Genomic DNA, 16188 nt, shown 5'->3' with positions numbered 1-16188 from the left:
ACTGCCAAACAAGTAGTGTAATGGAGTATTTCACACAAAAAAATAGAGAAAGGTGAATTTGAGTACCCTCAAATTCACCTTTCTCACTATTTAGAGCTAGTTATGTCCCAGCCTCTTTCAACGTATTAAGGTAACTTCGAATCAATTAATCTTACTCTGGCTTTTTTAGCTTTATGTAAAGCAAACCACCAGAGAAATAACATAAATGGTAAAATGATATATTTCCAATGCATATAGCTAGTTAATATTGAATCGTAGATAAAATGAAGAAGGATCGGGATTATACATGAAAAAACTATCCAACGCTTCCGAAACTTTTCACTTGAAAACTTTCCTTTACCTAAATAATACCCCATTAGTACACCAAATAATGCATGGCTTGACACAGGTAAAATAGCTCTACCAAAAGCATGTTCAACACCGTTAGCAAACAGATAGAGAATATTTTCGAGTGTAGCAAAACCAAGTGAAACAGATACTCCATAAACAATCCCATCATAATGCTCATTAAAGTGAACATGCTGATAAATAGTAAAAAACAAGATAAACCATTTAAAAAACTCTTCCAGAAAACCTATTGCAACAAATGTATACAAAAGCTCTGAACTAAAAACATTTTCAACATCTAAAACATATTGGAGAAACATAATTGGAAAAACAAGCAGAGCCCCAAAAATAAACGAACGGAGCACCAAATATAACGGTTCAGTTTCGTATTGATCTTTTAAATAAAAGTAAGATAATAAAGCAAGACCAGGGGCAATGCCTGCAGAAATAATCGCGATCATCTACAGGCCTCTTTTCTTTAAAATGTAGTCTAAAAATCAATATAAGGACAATAACCTATGGTTATCTACTAATTTTAGTATATAATGGATTCTTCTAATTATAGTATAAAAGAAGGAAATAAATTAGTTGAAAAGTTTTATTTTTACTTAATTAATCGTAACATGTTATTCTAAAATTGAAAATCACTAATAGAATATCTTATTTTAAACAGCATGGAGGACTATAGATGAAAAATATATTACTAATACACACTGGTGGTACGATCTCAATGATGGAAGATGAAAAAACTGGTGAAGTAAAACCTGATGCAAAAAACCCTCTCGTTGATTATATTAGTGAGATACCTGATACAGTTCTAATTACATCAGAATTATTTCATTTACCATCTCCACATATAACACCCAACCATATGTTAAAAATAAAAGAGTATATTGAAAGGAATGTCAACGAGCGCTCAATTAACGGAGTTGTCATTACTCACGGAACAGATACTTTAGAGGAAACAGCGTTTTTCCTTGATATCACTTTATCTTTGGATATTCCAATTGTTATTACAGGGGCAATGCGTTCAAGTAATGAATTAGGTTCAGATGGATTATATAATCTTATTGCGGCAATTAAAGTAGCATCCTCAGAGAAAGCAAAGAACTTAGGAGTCCTTGTAGTAATGAATGATGAAATTCATACTGCAAAAAATGTAACAAAAACACATACGAGTAATATCGCTACATTTCAAAGCCCACAATATGGTCCTATTGGGATTGTAAATAAAGGTGGAGTTCTATTTCATCATAAGCCAAAAACAAGTCGTCACTTAAATGTAAAACACCTTGATAAAAATGTTTTATTATTAAAAGCTTTTGCAGGTATGGACGATAGCCTATTAAAAGCGATTTCTAGCCTTAAGCTTGATGGACTCGTTATTGAAGCATTAGGTCAAGGAAATTTACCGCCTTATTTACTTCCAGAATTAAAGACATTACTGAATAAAGGAATCCCCATCATTCTTGTATCCCGTTGTTTTAATGGTATCGTCCAGGATGTCTATGGTTACGAAGGTGGAGGAAGGCACTTAAAAGAATTAGGAATGATTTTTAGTAATGGATTAAATGGTCAAAAAGCTAGATTAAAATTAATGATTGCCTTAGAAACAACTTCAAATCATAAAGAACTTGAAGAAATATTCTCTGAATAAGAAAAGTGAGAGTGATTTAATATGGGACAAGGAGTGAAGACACATGAAAAAGCGTGTTTAACCTACATGTACCATATTTATTTACTCTCACTTTTTTATATTCATTTATTTTATGATTTTTTAGAATACTACAGTTTCGATTACCATCTTATTTTCGACTTTTTAATGCTTCGTAGATGAGTTGTCCGTGAAAACGCCCATTTTCGATAAATATTTCATTAGCATTATTTCCGGCTGCAATAACTCCTGCAATAAAAATCCCCTTAATATTTGTTTCCATTGTTTCAGGATCAAATATCGGACGTCCTGTTTCAGAATCTATCTCTACTCCCATTGCCTTTAAAAATTGATGATCAGGATGGTATCCAGTCATCGCGAAGACAAAATCATTCACAATTGTTTTCGTTTCTCCATTCACTTCATAGGATAATTCATGTTCTTTAATTTCCACTACATTTGCATTAAATTCCATCGTTATCGTTCCGTTACGCACAAGAGATTCGAATTCTGGTAATATCCAAGGTTTAATGCTTGATGAATATTCATTTCCACGGTAAAGCACAGTTACTCTCGCACCTGCCTTTACAAGCTCCAAAGCCGCATCTACACTTGAATTTTTGCCACCAATCACAGCAACATCCTTATCAAAATAAGGATGCCCCTCTTTAAAATAATGAAAAACCTTTGGTAAATTCTCTCCTGGAACATTCATATAATTTGGGTGGTCGTAATAGCCTGTTGCAATTACAACTTGTTTTGTCTCATATGTTTGCTTATTAGTAAAAACAGTAAAATAACTATTACCTTTTTCTACTTTCTCCACTTTTTCAAATGAATGTATACGAATTTGTTTTCTTCGAACAACCTCTCGATAATAGGCTAAAGCCTGATTCCGCACTGGTTTACGATTTTCTGTAATAAATGGCACTTCCCCTATTTCAAGCTTTTCACTTGAACTAAAAAAAGTTTGATGTGTAGGATAATGATATATTGCATTAACAATGTTTCCTTTTTCAATAACTAACGGTTTATAGCCTAGTTGGGTTATTTCAATTGCAGCTGATAATCCACAAGGACCACCGCCAATAATAATTGTTTCTTCTTTTATCAAGAACTTTCACTCCTGTACCAAAAAATCTGTTCATTTATATTACCAATTATTCAAATAAAAAATCTTCTATCAATAATGATAGAAGATTTACAGTATCCTTGCAAATTTTATATCCACCCTCTAAATCTTGAAGCCTCTGCCATTTTGCGAACACCAACCATATAAGCGGCTAAACGCATATCTACTCGACGATTTTGACTTGTTTCATATATGTTATTAAATGATTTAACCATTACCTGTTCTAATTTCTCTTCAACTTCTTCTTCTGACCAGTAATAACCTTGATTATTTTGAACCCATTCAAAGTATGAAACTGTTACGCCTCCAGCACTCGCTAATACATCTGGTACTAATAAGATTCCACGTTCTGAAAGAATTCTTGTACCATCTAACGTTGTTGGCCCATTTGCTGCTTCAACAACGATACTTGCTTTAATGTTTGCGGCGTTTTCTTCAGTAATTTGATTTTCAATCGCAGCAGGAACAAGGATATCACAATCAAGTTCGAGCAATTCCTTATTTGTTATTGTATCATTAAATAACTTCGTCACCGTTCCAAAGCTATCTCGCCGATCTAATAAATAATCTATATCTAATCCATTAGGATCATAGAGTCCACCATAGGCATCCGATATACCAACAATTTTAGCCCCAGCGTCATGCATAAATTTTGATAGATAACTACCAGCATTACCAAAACCTTGTACTACAACTCTAGCTCCTTCAAGCTCAATACCTTTTTTCTTTGCAGCTTCACGTATACAAATTGTAACACCCTTAGCGGTTGCTGATTCACGACCATGAGACCCACCAAGGACTAACGGTTTTCCTGTTATGAATCCTGGGGAGTTAAATTCATCGATGCGGCTATATTCATCCATCATCCATGCCATAATCTGAGAATTCGTAAACACATCTGGTGCAGGAATATCTTTAGTTGGTCCAACAATTTGACTAATTGCACGAACATATCCTCGACTTAGACGTTCAAGCTCACGAAATGACATATCTCTAGGATCGCAAACGATTCCACCTTTACCACCACCATATGGCAAATCAACAATTCCACATTTTAAACTCATCCAAATAGAAAGTGCTTTCACTTCCTTTTCTGTTACATTCGGATGAAAGCGAATACCACCCTTGGTCGGTCCAACTGCATCATTATGCTGTGCACGATAGCCAGTAAAGATTTTTACAGAACCATCGTCCATTCTTACAGGTATTTTGACTGTTAACAATCTTAGTGGTTCTTTTAATAACTCAAATACTTCTTCTGGATACCCAAGTTTCTCAAGAGCATTATGTATCACTGTTTGTGTAGCTTTCAACACATCGAGTTTATCGTTCTTATCACTGGTGCTTTTCTCGGCTACCATTTAAGCTAACCTCCTAAATCTTATCAGTAAATGAAAGAATGTCCACCTTCAGACAATAGTATACACTTTATAAATGGTTATGCAAAGAAGAAAAAACAATATTATGAGATTTAACTGTTTTTACTGCAAACGATTTCATTTGTTTCTTATAGACTATCGTAATCCCAACTAACCTTAATTAATATTTATTATTATATATAGAGAATATTTCTATAAAAACAAAATAAATCCTTTCTTCCTTCATATAAAAATGTGGCTGAACAGAGAAGCGTTTCTCCTTATCAGCCACATGTATTTCCTAAATACCCTCGTTAAAAGTTCATTAATTGCGGTCAAAAGTTTATTATAAGAAATAATGCTTAATTGTTTTGATTGCATGATCTTTCATAATAATGTTTCCATATTCTTTTAGCCTATGGACGGTTAATGTTGATGGACTTCCATATTCAGCCAATATCGCCACCAAATTGTCAATATCTATGTCCTGATTGTCATTTAATAATAAATAGTATTTATTGTTATAGTTTACAATCATACCGCCATTAATCTGGAGATGTACTAAATACTTTGCACATTGGATAATATCCTCAAATGAATCATACTCATAAATGATATCAAAGTTTTCATCTAGTTTCACTTGCATCTCGATATAATCATCCGAGAAATCCTCATCTATTTCATTTTCAGCTTGGCTGTTTGTAACGATTACAACCATCCCTTGAGCATGAAGTGAATATACTTCGACAGCGATTGGTCCATGCGCCTTAAATCCCAATTCTTCACTTGCTTCATTCATCATATCCCTAAACAGTTGATGAACTTTTAACGAATCCTTCCAAAGATCTTCTTTTGTTAGACCTCTGTCTTTTAAATCATCAGTTGTTAAAAAAATTTTTATTTTGTCATAGTTCAGTCGCTCTAGCCGCATCCCATACCCTCCTGCCGTCAGAACGCTCTATATAAAATCATCATATGAATTTTATATGAGATGGTTCTAATATTTTTTTACAGTTTACACTCTGTTCTAAAATTAGACAAGCATTCAAACTTGAAAAACATCATCCTATTTCTTCCTATAATCAATTTTCACATTATATTTTTGTTATTTTTTAATGGCTATTTTCGTGAAATTTGTTACTTTTTATAAGAAGTCGTTATGATTATTCATTTTCTCGTGCAGCGCTCGCTAAGGAGGGGTACACCTATCTCACACCTCTCGCTTGAGTCTTGCCCTTACGCACCAATAATGTTAAATGGAACCGAACATATTATTTATACTCCAATTTATTTCTTATTTCGATGTAATGTGCTTCCGCTGGTGCTCCAAGTCGCAGAGGGAGACCTGAAGTCCCATATCCATTACTTATTAATAAAATTGATTTTTTTAATCTATGAACCTTCCCTTTTTTATATAAGCCATATCCAAACAAACGGATTTGTCCTCCATGCTGGTGTCCACTTAGAATCAAAGCTATTTCATCTTGTTTTTCCACTTTTTGATATATATCAGGATTGTGACTTATGAGTAGTTTAAAGGCTTTTTGCGGTACATTATCCAACGCTAAATCTAATCTATCTTTTTCCTCGCTCATATCTTCTACACCTATAAGATATATGGTTTCTCCACTATTTGTTGTCAAGCTCTTTGATGTATTATTTAACAATATAACATGATATTTCTTTAACCATTTTTCAAGATTTTCTTTCCCAATTTCATAATCATTGTTGCCAAAAACAAAATATGTAGGAGCAATATTTTGAAGCATTTTTATATTTTCCTCTATCCTTTTTTGTGGAACACCTGATTCAGACAAATCTCCACCAATTATGACCAAATCAATAGAGTTCTGTACTTGCTCAAGTAAGCTTGATGATATTACCCTACGATGAATATCTGAAATAAAAAAGATTTTGAGCGGAGAAAAGCTCTTTGGCAGATGCTCAAAAGTGAATGTATGTTTTGTCAGGTTATTTTCTAGGCCGTTTCGATACATCATCAAAATAAAAAAAAGCATTCCTATTATTAAAAAAACGATAAAAATAATCATATTATATTTTGCCCCCTGACTTTTTCTCAAATAAGCTAATATACCATATAATAGCATATTTTGGAGATTCGCATAAAAAATAGACCAACTCAGGTTGAGTCGGTCCGTGCCTATTATTATTTAGTATTTCCTATTTACTTTCATGAAACAGATTAATATCAAACTCATTTTTCATCATCGTATAAACTTCATGCCTATTTTGCCATTGTGAAGGTTTATGCCATAAATCTTTGCTTTTTTTAATAACTTCACATCTTAGATTATGATACTCCGTTTCTGATTTATCTTCTTTCTTTTTAAAATATTGAGCGGTAGCATACCCAGCAACAATTACTAAAATAATAAATGTATGCAAGGAATTATCAAAAATTAAATGAAAAATCATTGCAAGCTCTCCACCGTTCGGTTTTATAATAAACGAATATAAATATACGATATAGCCCATTAATAAAACGAATGTCATAAATTGAGTTTGAAAACATTTCCGTTTATACGCTTCGAATTTTCTTTTACGCTCTACTAAATTTTGAAGCATTTTTTTTGTTGGCTCATCTGTATGATGGTTTAGCTGCTGAATTTTTGTTTCGATTTTCAACACATCCCCTCTACAAAGGTCTTTATACCATTGTATGAGGTCGTCCAAATAGATATGAATTAACCGACTGACTTGATAAAATTATCGAATAGGGATTTTTAGCTCCTGTCCAACATAAATTTCATTTCCATTAATCCCATTATATTGACGAATAATATCCTCGCCAGTGCGACTATTATAATATTTAATCGCGATATTAAATAATGTCTCACCTGGTCCAACAGTATGTGTTTTAACTTCTTTATATTGTATATCATTTTCATTTTCTGTTGATATTCCCGTCTTATCTTCTACTTTTGAACTTTCATCCGTTTTATTTTCAACATGTGTTTCCTCTTCTTTTTCCCTTGTATCAGCTGTGTTTGTTTCATTTGTTTTCTCTTCGACTTCTCCAGTTTCTTCAGTAGGAGAAACTTCTTCTGTAGAAGTTGTTTCTTCAATTAAAGATGGAGCTGATTCTTGCTCTTCCTCAACGTCCATATTTGATGTTCCTTCATTTGAAATATAGACCGTTTCTCCACTAGGAGAATTATTATTTTCTGTTAATATCTTCCCATCATTTCCGTAATAGAGAAATAATATCAATACTAATACAGGTAAGAGAATAAACACTCCTCCCAAAAAGCTAATTAATGGATATCTCTTTTTCTGCTTAGCTTTTTTCGCTTTTTCATTGTGCACTTCGCTTCTAGATGGATATGCACCATTTATCTCTTTATATTCATCAATCATTCTTGAACGTAAATTTTCTGCTTGATCAGGGCTTTTATTATAATCACTCATTATCTCTTTTCACCCCTTTAAGAAACTTCCTTCTAATTTGAATCGCAAATACTAAATCAATAATAAAATGTGCTATCATCGTTGAATAGATCGTATTTGTCAGTTCGTAAACAATACCTAAAAAAAAGCTAACTGCAACAACCATGATAAACAAAACGATTTTTGTTACATATCTAAAATGTAAAATCGCAAAAATAAGACTAGCAATCAATAGCCCGAAATGCGTTTGAATTATTCCGCGGAACAACAATTCCTCTGAAAAAGCAATTAGAGCAGTTAAAAAAATTATATGCAGAACATTTCGGTTTTTGAAAATTTTTTCATTCACTCCACCATCATCAAGCAAATGGGAAGGTAATAACTTCATCATGATATAATCTATAATTATGACAATTAGTGCAGTAATGAAACCAAATAGTAAAAAGTTATTATCCTTATATTCCCATACCTTCAAAAAGTCATTTCTATCTTTGAATAAGAAAATACTCATTACAATGGATATAATTATTAATAAAAATTGCGTAAAATATAAACTTTGAAGAACCTGTTTATCTGATAATTGTTTGATTTGTTCGCTTTGATTTTTATACAACTAACTCTCACTCACTTTACGAAATATCACCTTCAATTCATGTTCCCAATCCATTTTCCTCTCATTTTCAAGTAATAGAGGAACCGTTGTTTCTTCAAAGCTTGAAAAATCAACGCCACAGTGGTCACAACAATTTACTGGTTTTTGTTGTAAATCTTCATCGAAATATGATAACAATTTTTTCCGTCTACATTCATTTGTGTTTAACCAGCCAATCATCTTGTTTAGTTTTTCATATTTTATCGCCAACCTATTTTCTATTTCCTTCCAAATAAGTGCAATGATTTTATCGGGCTCGAATCCCAATGGTTTAAGCTTTTCTACATAATTTTCAGTATAACGCCACTGCGTTTCAGTTAATCCGATTTTTTCACTTATGAATTCAAATGATAGTGATTCGTTCGTATTACTTAAAACGTCATAAACAAGTCGATACAATTTTTCATACGTAGGAAATTCAGATTCAACAAGTGACTTTGGAATTTCATAATCGGATTGGGTTAGTAGCGTTATTGCAATACTCGGTAATCCATCACGACCTGCTCTGCCAATTTCCTGCATATATGATTCAATCTGAGATGGGAAATGGAAATGTATAACATAACGGATATTTTGCTTATTAATTCCCATTCCAAATGCATTTGTACAGCAAACTAGGCGAAGCTGGTCATATAAAAATTGTTGTTGGATCAATATCCTCTGCTCTGGTTCCATTCCCCCATGATAATAACCTACACCTCTTATTCCTTTATCTATCAATACTTCAGCTAACCGTTCTGCCCATAATCGACTAGAGCAATAAATAATCCCAGGACCTTTTAAAGCTTGTACTAACCGATGAACTTCATCTATTTTTTCATCAATTGACGATATAGGTTTTATCATTAGAGCAATATTTGGTCGATCTATCGAATAAATAAACTTTTCACTTTTTTCATTGAACTGTAATATTTCTTGAATATCTTTTATAACTTCCTTTGTTGCTGTTGCAGTTAAGGCTAAACAAGGAGGAGAATTAAGTTGTTTCCTTATTAAGCCTAATTTAGAGTAGTCTAAGCGAAAATCATGTCCCCACTGGGATATACAATGGGCTTCATCAACTACAAATAAAGAAATCTTTATCTTTTTCAATGCCTTAAATACATACTCGTTTTGTAAAATTTCAGGAGATACAAATATGTATCGATACGAATATAAATTATCTAAAGTTTCTTTTCGTTTCATAAAAGGGACTGTACTATTTAAGGCAATAACTCTTTTTTCCCCTCTTAATTTTATTTGTTCAACCTGATCCTCCATAAGCGAAAGTAAGGGTGATACGATTAGTACGACTCCAGGTAATATATATGCTGGGAGCTGATAGCAAAGAGATTTCCCAGCTCCAGTAGGTAGCATTGCAACAACATCATTTCCGTTAAGAACTGACTGAATAATTTCACTTTGCCCTGGTCTAAAATCTTTTAAACGAAAATAGGTATTAAGGATTTGGTGTAGGTTGTTTTTCATTCGTACCTCCCGATCAAAGCATAAGCTAAACGAATTTGAAAGTAGCTATATTGATCGTTTAAGTATTCCTTTACTTGTTTTAAACGATGTGTTTGAATAGTATCAATTGCATTTTTTATTAAATGGTAATCAGCCTCTGATAAAAAATTGTCAGGTGTATACGTTTGATCGTGCAAAGTTATCTCTACGATATGATCCTCTATTGTACTTTCCTTTAATCCACGTAAACGTGCTATCTCCTGAATACTTGCTCCAGCTTCTAAATACGAAAGAGTGACTTCTGTTGAAGCAGTGAGTGTAGTTTTCAATTGAACATCCTTCGTTATCTCATTAAAAACCTTATATTCTTCTGGTTTTTCTTGGATTTGCTGAATGATATAATGTACGACGTTCCAAAATTCCAAATAGACATAAGTCGGGTCATCCTTCATCGTTAAAGCGATTTGCTCAAAGGTTTCACCAATTCTATTGTTTGATGTTAATCTTCGAATAAAAATTTCTGCATGTCTATCTGATGACATTTGTAACAACTGATGTAACTCACTATATAATTGATTAACAAGATCCTCTACTTGATTTCGGTTATCCTTAATAAATTTTTTTACCCAAAATAAATCTTCCTGATTTTTTGTAATTGGTAAATAATTCGTATTTTTATAAACAAAATTCGACAAAACTTGAATAAGTAAGGGAATTCTCCTCCAGAAAATGCGACTTGTATCACCATATACCCATCCATTGAGGTGAGTAGGAAATGGCTTTGCTGCCAAACAATCCTTCAGATACGAAATTCCTTGTGTCGTTAGAACAAAGTGTTGTTCTTCTTTTTCTTTTATTAATTGCGCTTTAACCAAATCCTCACAATGTGTTATAACCAATTTTCTTGATAATTTAGGAAATAGGCCAAACATCATAGATAAATTAAAAAGTTTGCCATCTTGAATTGTTTGTGAAGATTTTTTCCCATTAAGTAAATGATAAATAGCAGAGACAGTTCGTTCTCCTTTAAAATGACTAAGACAATGAAGTAGGACGATATGTAAATAACTATTGTTCATTTTATCACCTACAATGTTTGACAATTTTCGATACACCTTTATTTTATCAAATTTACTGTCGTACGTTTACTATTATGTATAATTTCTTCATCACTTTTAACAAGTCAGACACATATTATTTTGAATATAGACTTTCAAATGACCAAGATTTGTCGACCTTTATCCTTTGGTTCCATCTTAGCTAATAGCATGACCTTAACAATGGAAATTTTGTGAAAAGCAACATAACCAACGTTTTTTTATTGAAAAGTCCAAAAATCCGATTTACAATACTAGTTAGGCACTGTAAAGTAATACAATATGTATTACTTGAATTCATTATTTTAAGTACTATCATATGAACATATGGTATTAATCTTATCAGGAGGTTTGTTTTAAATGGCAAAATATACAATCGTAGACAAGGACACTTGCATCGCATGTGGTGCATGTGGCGCTGCTGCACCAGATATTTATGATTATGATGATGAAGGTATCGCTTACGTTACCTTAGATGATAACCAAGGTATTGTAGAAGTTCCAGAAGTACTTGAAGAAGATATGATGGACGCATATGAAGGTTGTCCAACAGATTCAATCAAAATTGCAGATGAAAAATTTGATGGTGACGCATTAAAATTTGAATAGATGCTGGGGTTTCATTGTATCAGACGAGCCCATTAAAAAATAAAAAGAAAAAACCTCTGATAAATCTGAGGTTTTTTTCTTTTGACTAGGTTCGTTAATTAACTTTGTTACTGTAAGAAACAATTTATAAAAACCTTTTTAATGGATTAGTAATTGATTTGTTAACCATGTTTTAATTTTTGAAATTAATGCTGCGAGTAAGATTGCAACAATTACCCCTTTTATTAAGTTAAAAGGTAATATAGCTGCGACAACAAGTTGTTTTAGTGACTCTTGAGACATTGCTGGCATATTTAAAAATAATGTATAAGCTGGCATAAAGACATAATAATTTAAAATGCTCATAACGATTGTCATCAATAAAGTACCAATTGTTAATCCTATAAAAAGTCCCTTCATACTTCTAAAGCGTCTAAAAAATACAGCTGTTGGAATGATAAATATAGTTCCAGCAATAAAGTTAGATATTTCCCCCACAGGAACACCTGTCGCACTTCCTTGAATTAAATAATGTAGTACATTTTTTATTACTTCAACCATTATTCCAGCTGCAGGACCAAATACAATTGCAGCAATTAAAGCTGGTACATCACTAAAATCAATCTGCAAAAACGTTGGAAATCCTGGAAATGGAAAATCAAGCATCATAAGCAGATAAGCAATGGTACTTAACATTCCTACTGTTACATTTTTTCTGACACGACTTTGTTGCATTATTGACTCTCCTTTTCTGATCGCACTTGAAAAAGAGAAAGTTCTTGTTTTAGACATAATAAAAAGCCCCAATAATTAGATGTTTCTCAATACATAACATCTCAGGTTGGGGCATTGTTGTAGACATGTCTAAATAAACGTTAAACTATGAAAAATTTAAACGTTTGAACCTCCATCTTCTCTCATCCAGACTTTACTGTCGGTTCCGGAATCTCACCGGATCATGCCTTTTCTTGCAGGCTCGCGGACTTCAAAATTTCTACTGTTATCAGCTAAAGCTAAAATTCGCTCTACTAACAGCATCCCCAACAAGATTAACTTAGGGATTAATCCATTTCTTCACCGCCGGTCGGGAATTTCACCCTGCCCCGAAGATTGATCATATTTTTTTCATAAGTATATAACGAAATAGATGATTTGTATATTAATTTGCTTAGGAAAAATGACTATATATAATAGAAGGAATTAGGAAGCGTTTTCAATTATTTTAATTAAAATGAATTAAACTATGGAGTATTTTATATGAAGTACAATTGTAAAAAACAATGGAAGCTATCTAGAAATAAGCACCTAATATCTAGTGTTTATACTGCCAGTTGTCCCCACCAATCACTTCTTCTTAAAAGCTTTTATTATAGGTGGGGATAACTGCCAGTATAAATGTGCCTACGTTATGTATTAGGGTTAATAACCAATACTTGATTAGGATAAATGGTTTCATTTATCAATTGGTTATTCTTTTTAATTGAATTTGCATCGGTCTTATATTCATTCGCAATTGACTGTAGTGTATCACCTTTTTGCACAACATAGGTTTCCATTTTATTTACATAAACAACTAGCTTATCACCTTCATAAATCAGATCAGACTGAAGTTGATTCCATTCTTGTATGGCTTGAACCGAAACTTTATATTTCTGTGAGAATTCCCATAATGTATCTCCCTTTTTAATTGTTACTACTTGTTTATTGCTCTCAGTATCTTTTTTTTCTTGTTTTATACTACTTCTTCCCACTATTGAATTATTCATTTCAGTCTTCATCGCTTTATGCTTAACAGCTTGTTCTTCGGAAGTTGGATTTTCAATGTTTTTATTTGCTGATACAGAATTACTTGGTAATTCAAAGACAAATAACGGATCAAGCGCATTATTTTTTTCAGCGGTCCATTCTCCTTTATGTAATTCAAAATGAAGGTGAGTCCCCCTTGATACCCCAGTATTTCCAATAATACCTAGTAGCTGTCCTTTATTTATAGTCTCTCCTTCTTTAACTAACCTTTTACTGAGATGAGCATAAACAGTTTCATACCCTTCAGGATGTTGTACAAAAACAACATGTCCATAAGAATCAGAATAATAGGACTTAGAGACAACTCCATCTGACACAGAAATTATTTCCGTTCCTTCAGGTGCTGCAATATCAACACCTTTGTGATTCCCATTTCTAGTACCAAATGTATCTGTTATTTTCCCTCCATGAACAGGCTGAATCCAGTGTTGCTCCAACTCGTCTATGTATGATTTAGCAAAAGCAATCTTTTGATTCCCAACCGCCGTAACAAATACTATAGCAACAATCAACAAAACCATATGTTTTATACTTTTCAACATTTCATTCTCCCCCTACATTTTTTGCTCTTCGTCATGGTCTAACAGTGATCATCTTAGAAGTTAACCTGACCACACTTCACCAGCATGCACTACTTTCGTACAATTATGCTTAGGCTTGAATTCAATAATAGGACAACAAAACAATTTACTCTTTTTTAAACTACACGTCCATTGTATGTAGACGGGTTATAAAAAAGAACAAGTGTAGTATATAACATAATTTTCCACATTATACATCCATTTTGCTCTTACAGTATTTCTTTTATAAAATTCATTTTTTTATTTAAATATAAAAAAGAGGCTCATATACAAAGAGCCTCTTAATGTTCTTCAATTGGGTTTGGTGAAAACGGTACTTCAATTGGGTGTGCTACATCCATAACACCAATATGATTAATATCAATTCCTTTAAAATAGACTGTTTTAAAACCAAACTCTTTTGCGGAAAGCAAAATGGATTCTAACATAATAACAAATTCTTGATTATCCTCAAATTTGCTGCCAGCTTCAAATTCTACTTCTAATTGCTCGCCGTTTTCAAAAATATTTTTTATTATAATATGATTGACTATTGTTGGCTTTAGTTCATGATCCAATCCAGTTTTCATCGCATCTATTGCTTGTTCAATAGAATCATATGAATTTGGAGAAGGTACTAGAAGCTTTTGTGTTTCTTCACTGTATTGGTAAAGAAAATACGCCTTCTTTAATTCTTTCTGCATTTCTACTTCATTTTTCACACCATAATTCGAAAGCTCTATTCCTTGTTTATCATTTGTATATAAATTTGCTTTTTTATAATTATCCCATCTAAACGTTTCAATTACAGAATTTAGAAATAACGTTTCTTCACTGCTTCCGCTTATCTGTACATCTTTATGATAATCAATATTAACCTCTTCATTATTTGTTTCTTCATCTATTTCTGCCCCTGATAATTCAAAGGAGATAGGTCCAAGCTCATCACTGTAAATCTCCGGTTTTATTTCCTCTATTACCTCGATCTTTTTCTTCTTATCATTTAATTCAAGACTTACCGGTAAAATTAGCTCCGCCTGATCATTTGTAAAGCCTACAGTTATTATATCTTCTGCTTCACTTGCCTTTGTCACAAATGTTTCTTTCTGATCTTCCATCAATACTTGATTTAGTTGATGGTCAACATCTTCATTCTTATCATTTGAAATAGTCTGTTCACTCGCTTGACCATCATCCTGAACTGCTGTCTCGATTTTTGCCTTCTCTGAATTAGATAAATCCATTGCAGTTTCTTGTTCTTTTGCACCTTGTTCCAGAATAAGTGGTGTTAATATTGCGATAAGGAATAGTGCAGCAGCAGTTGCTATCGAAGGCGCAATCCAATTTTTTTTCTTTTTTCTCGATTGTATTTTAAATTGAATAGACTGATAAATCTCATCTGCAGTTTGTTTATCTTTGACAAGTGGCATTTGATTTAAAAGACGTTCAATCTGTTTCTCATTCCAATCCGGTTTTTTCAATTGAATGCCCCTCCTTTTCAGAGATGCTAATCATATGTTTTTGTAAATGTTTTAACGCTCTGTGTTGTGTCGTTTTAACCTTGCTAGTTGTCCAGCCTAATGCTTCAGCAGTTTCAGTTATCGATAGGTCTTGCAAATATCTTAAAATAAGCACGGAACGCTGATCTAACGTACAATGATCTAACGCACGATACATCCATTGGATCTGTTCATTTTGTAACGCAATTTCATCTGGTAATGGCTGATGATCTTGAATTTGCTGTTTATCCCAATCAAATTTATCGATAATTCTTTGCCTTATTGTCTTTTGTTTGCGAAAGCTATCAATTGCCACATGCCTAGCTATAGAAAATAGCCAAGTCTTCTCACTACTTCTACCTTCGAACTTATCATAAGCTTTTAATACACGTATATATACTTCCTGAACTAAATCTTCAGCTTGTTCACGATTTTTCACCATATAAAATAAAAATTGAAATAAATCATGATGATAATTACTATATAATCTTTGAAAGGTATCCTCCATGAATGCCCCTCCATTTCTAAATTAGTCGAAAAGGAATTAAAAAAGTTGCAAAATAGCAACCAGAAATATTAATGTAATATTAATGTAACATTTGTAATTAACTAATATTTACTTTAGCATAATTTCTATCAAACTACGAATAGATTTTTCTAT

At 32.7% G+C, this 16188-nt stretch carries 16 protein-coding genes and 1 riboswitch; of the genes, 2 read left to right on the top strand and 14 right to left on the bottom strand.

Annotated elements, in window-relative coordinates:
- Positions 1-125 precede the first annotated feature (125 nt).
- Positions 126-788 (bottom strand): glutamic-type intramembrane protease PrsW, encoded by a 663-nt coding sequence (gene prsW, locus ACTJJ9_RS23325; RefSeq protein WP_095301105.1) that lies wholly within the window; start codon positions 786-788, stop codon positions 126-128.
- Between the two features lie 227 nt (positions 789-1015).
- Between prsW and ACTJJ9_RS23320 the strand changes: the two genes are divergently transcribed.
- Entirely contained in the window at positions 1016-1984 is a 969-nt protein-coding gene (locus ACTJJ9_RS23320) for an asparaginase (protein WP_095301104.1), read from the top strand.
- Positions 1985-2132: 148 nt separating this feature from the next.
- On the opposite strand, the gene ACTJJ9_RS23315 is transcribed toward ACTJJ9_RS23320, so the two are convergent.
- From ACTJJ9_RS23315 to ACTJJ9_RS23275, 9 genes are all read right to left on the bottom strand, one after another.
- Positions 2133-3095 (bottom strand): YpdA family putative bacillithiol disulfide reductase, encoded by a 963-nt coding sequence (locus ACTJJ9_RS23315; RefSeq protein ID WP_145585393.1) that lies wholly within the window; start codon positions 3093-3095, stop codon positions 2133-2135.
- A 107-nt stretch (positions 3096-3202) separates the two neighbouring features.
- Complete coding sequence (locus ACTJJ9_RS23310; protein WP_095301102.1) at positions 3203-4474, bottom strand: Glu/Leu/Phe/Val family dehydrogenase; 1272 nt, start codon at positions 4472-4474, stop codon at positions 3203-3205.
- Positions 4475-4817: 343 nt separating this feature from the next.
- Entirely contained in the window at positions 4818-5402 is a 585-nt protein-coding gene (locus ACTJJ9_RS23305) for a genetic competence negative regulator (protein ID WP_145584524.1), read from the bottom strand.
- 340 nt (positions 5403-5742) lie between these two features.
- Complete coding sequence (locus ACTJJ9_RS23300) at positions 5743-6522, bottom strand: metallophosphoesterase (RefSeq protein ID WP_255452010.1); 780 nt, start codon at positions 6520-6522, stop codon at positions 5743-5745.
- Positions 6523-6652: 130 nt separating this feature from the next.
- Positions 6653-7117: a YpbF family protein gene (locus ACTJJ9_RS23295; RefSeq protein ID WP_145584523.1), complete on the bottom strand. Its 465-nt coding sequence runs from the start codon at positions 7115-7117 to the stop codon at positions 6653-6655.
- 81 nt (positions 7118-7198) lie between these two features.
- On the bottom strand, positions 7199-7900 hold the full coding sequence (locus tag ACTJJ9_RS23290; RefSeq protein ID WP_145584521.1) for a LysM peptidoglycan-binding domain-containing protein: 702 nt from the start codon (positions 7898-7900) through the stop codon (positions 7199-7201).
- Positions 7893-8492, bottom strand: coding sequence for a type II CAAX endopeptidase family protein (locus ACTJJ9_RS23285; protein ID WP_145584518.1), 600 nt, complete (start codon positions 8490-8492; stop codon positions 7893-7895). Before ACTJJ9_RS23285 ends, ACTJJ9_RS23290 begins: the two co-directional genes overlap by 8 nt.
- Positions 8493-9998, bottom strand: a complete 1506-nt coding sequence (locus ACTJJ9_RS23280) for a RecQ family ATP-dependent DNA helicase (protein ID WP_145584516.1) — start codon at positions 9996-9998, stop codon at positions 8493-8495.
- Positions 9995-11080: a helix-turn-helix domain-containing protein gene (locus ACTJJ9_RS23275; RefSeq protein WP_145584514.1), complete on the bottom strand. Its 1086-nt coding sequence runs from the start codon at positions 11078-11080 to the stop codon at positions 9995-9997. Before ACTJJ9_RS23275 ends, ACTJJ9_RS23280 begins: the two co-directional genes overlap by 4 nt.
- 354 nt (positions 11081-11434) lie before the next feature.
- Between ACTJJ9_RS23275 and ACTJJ9_RS23270 the strand changes: the two genes are divergently transcribed.
- Positions 11435-11683: a ferredoxin gene (locus ACTJJ9_RS23270; protein ID WP_095301095.1), complete on the top strand. Its 249-nt coding sequence runs from the start codon at positions 11435-11437 to the stop codon at positions 11681-11683.
- 138 nt (positions 11684-11821) lie between these two features.
- Here ACTJJ9_RS23270 and ACTJJ9_RS23265 read toward each other — a convergent pair whose 3' ends face one another.
- From ACTJJ9_RS23265 to sigX, 4 genes are all read right to left on the bottom strand, one after another.
- The gene (locus tag ACTJJ9_RS23265; protein WP_141231534.1) at positions 11822-12400 is read right to left on the bottom strand and encodes an ECF transporter S component; all 579 of its coding nucleotides are present in this window, start codon (positions 12398-12400) and stop codon (positions 11822-11824) included.
- A gap of 167 nt (positions 12401-12567) precedes the next feature.
- Positions 12568-12777, bottom strand: a riboswitch (FMN riboswitch).
- Positions 12778-13068: 291 nt separating this feature from the next.
- A complete protein-coding gene (locus ACTJJ9_RS23260; RefSeq protein WP_145584512.1) occupies positions 13069-14010 on the bottom strand; it encodes a M23 family metallopeptidase in 942 nt (313 codons plus the stop codon).
- 320 nt (positions 14011-14330) lie between these two features.
- Positions 14331-15509: a hypothetical protein gene (locus ACTJJ9_RS23255; RefSeq protein ID WP_145584510.1), complete on the bottom strand. Its 1179-nt coding sequence runs from the start codon at positions 15507-15509 to the stop codon at positions 14331-14333.
- Complete coding sequence (sigX, locus tag ACTJJ9_RS23250) at positions 15487-16035, bottom strand: RNA polymerase sigma factor SigX (RefSeq protein WP_095301091.1); 549 nt, start codon at positions 16033-16035, stop codon at positions 15487-15489. The genes ACTJJ9_RS23255 and sigX overlap by 23 nt, the downstream gene beginning before the upstream one ends.
- Between the last annotated feature and the right edge of the window lie 153 nt (positions 16036-16188).

It is taken from the genome of Metabacillus sp. 22489 (assembly GCF_052044855.1).
GTDB classification, from domain to species: Bacteria; Bacillota; Bacilli; order Bacillales; family Bacillaceae; genus Metabacillus; species Metabacillus niabensis.
Note: the sequence above shows the minus strand (reverse complement) of the source record. Positions and strands in the feature narration are given on the sequence as shown.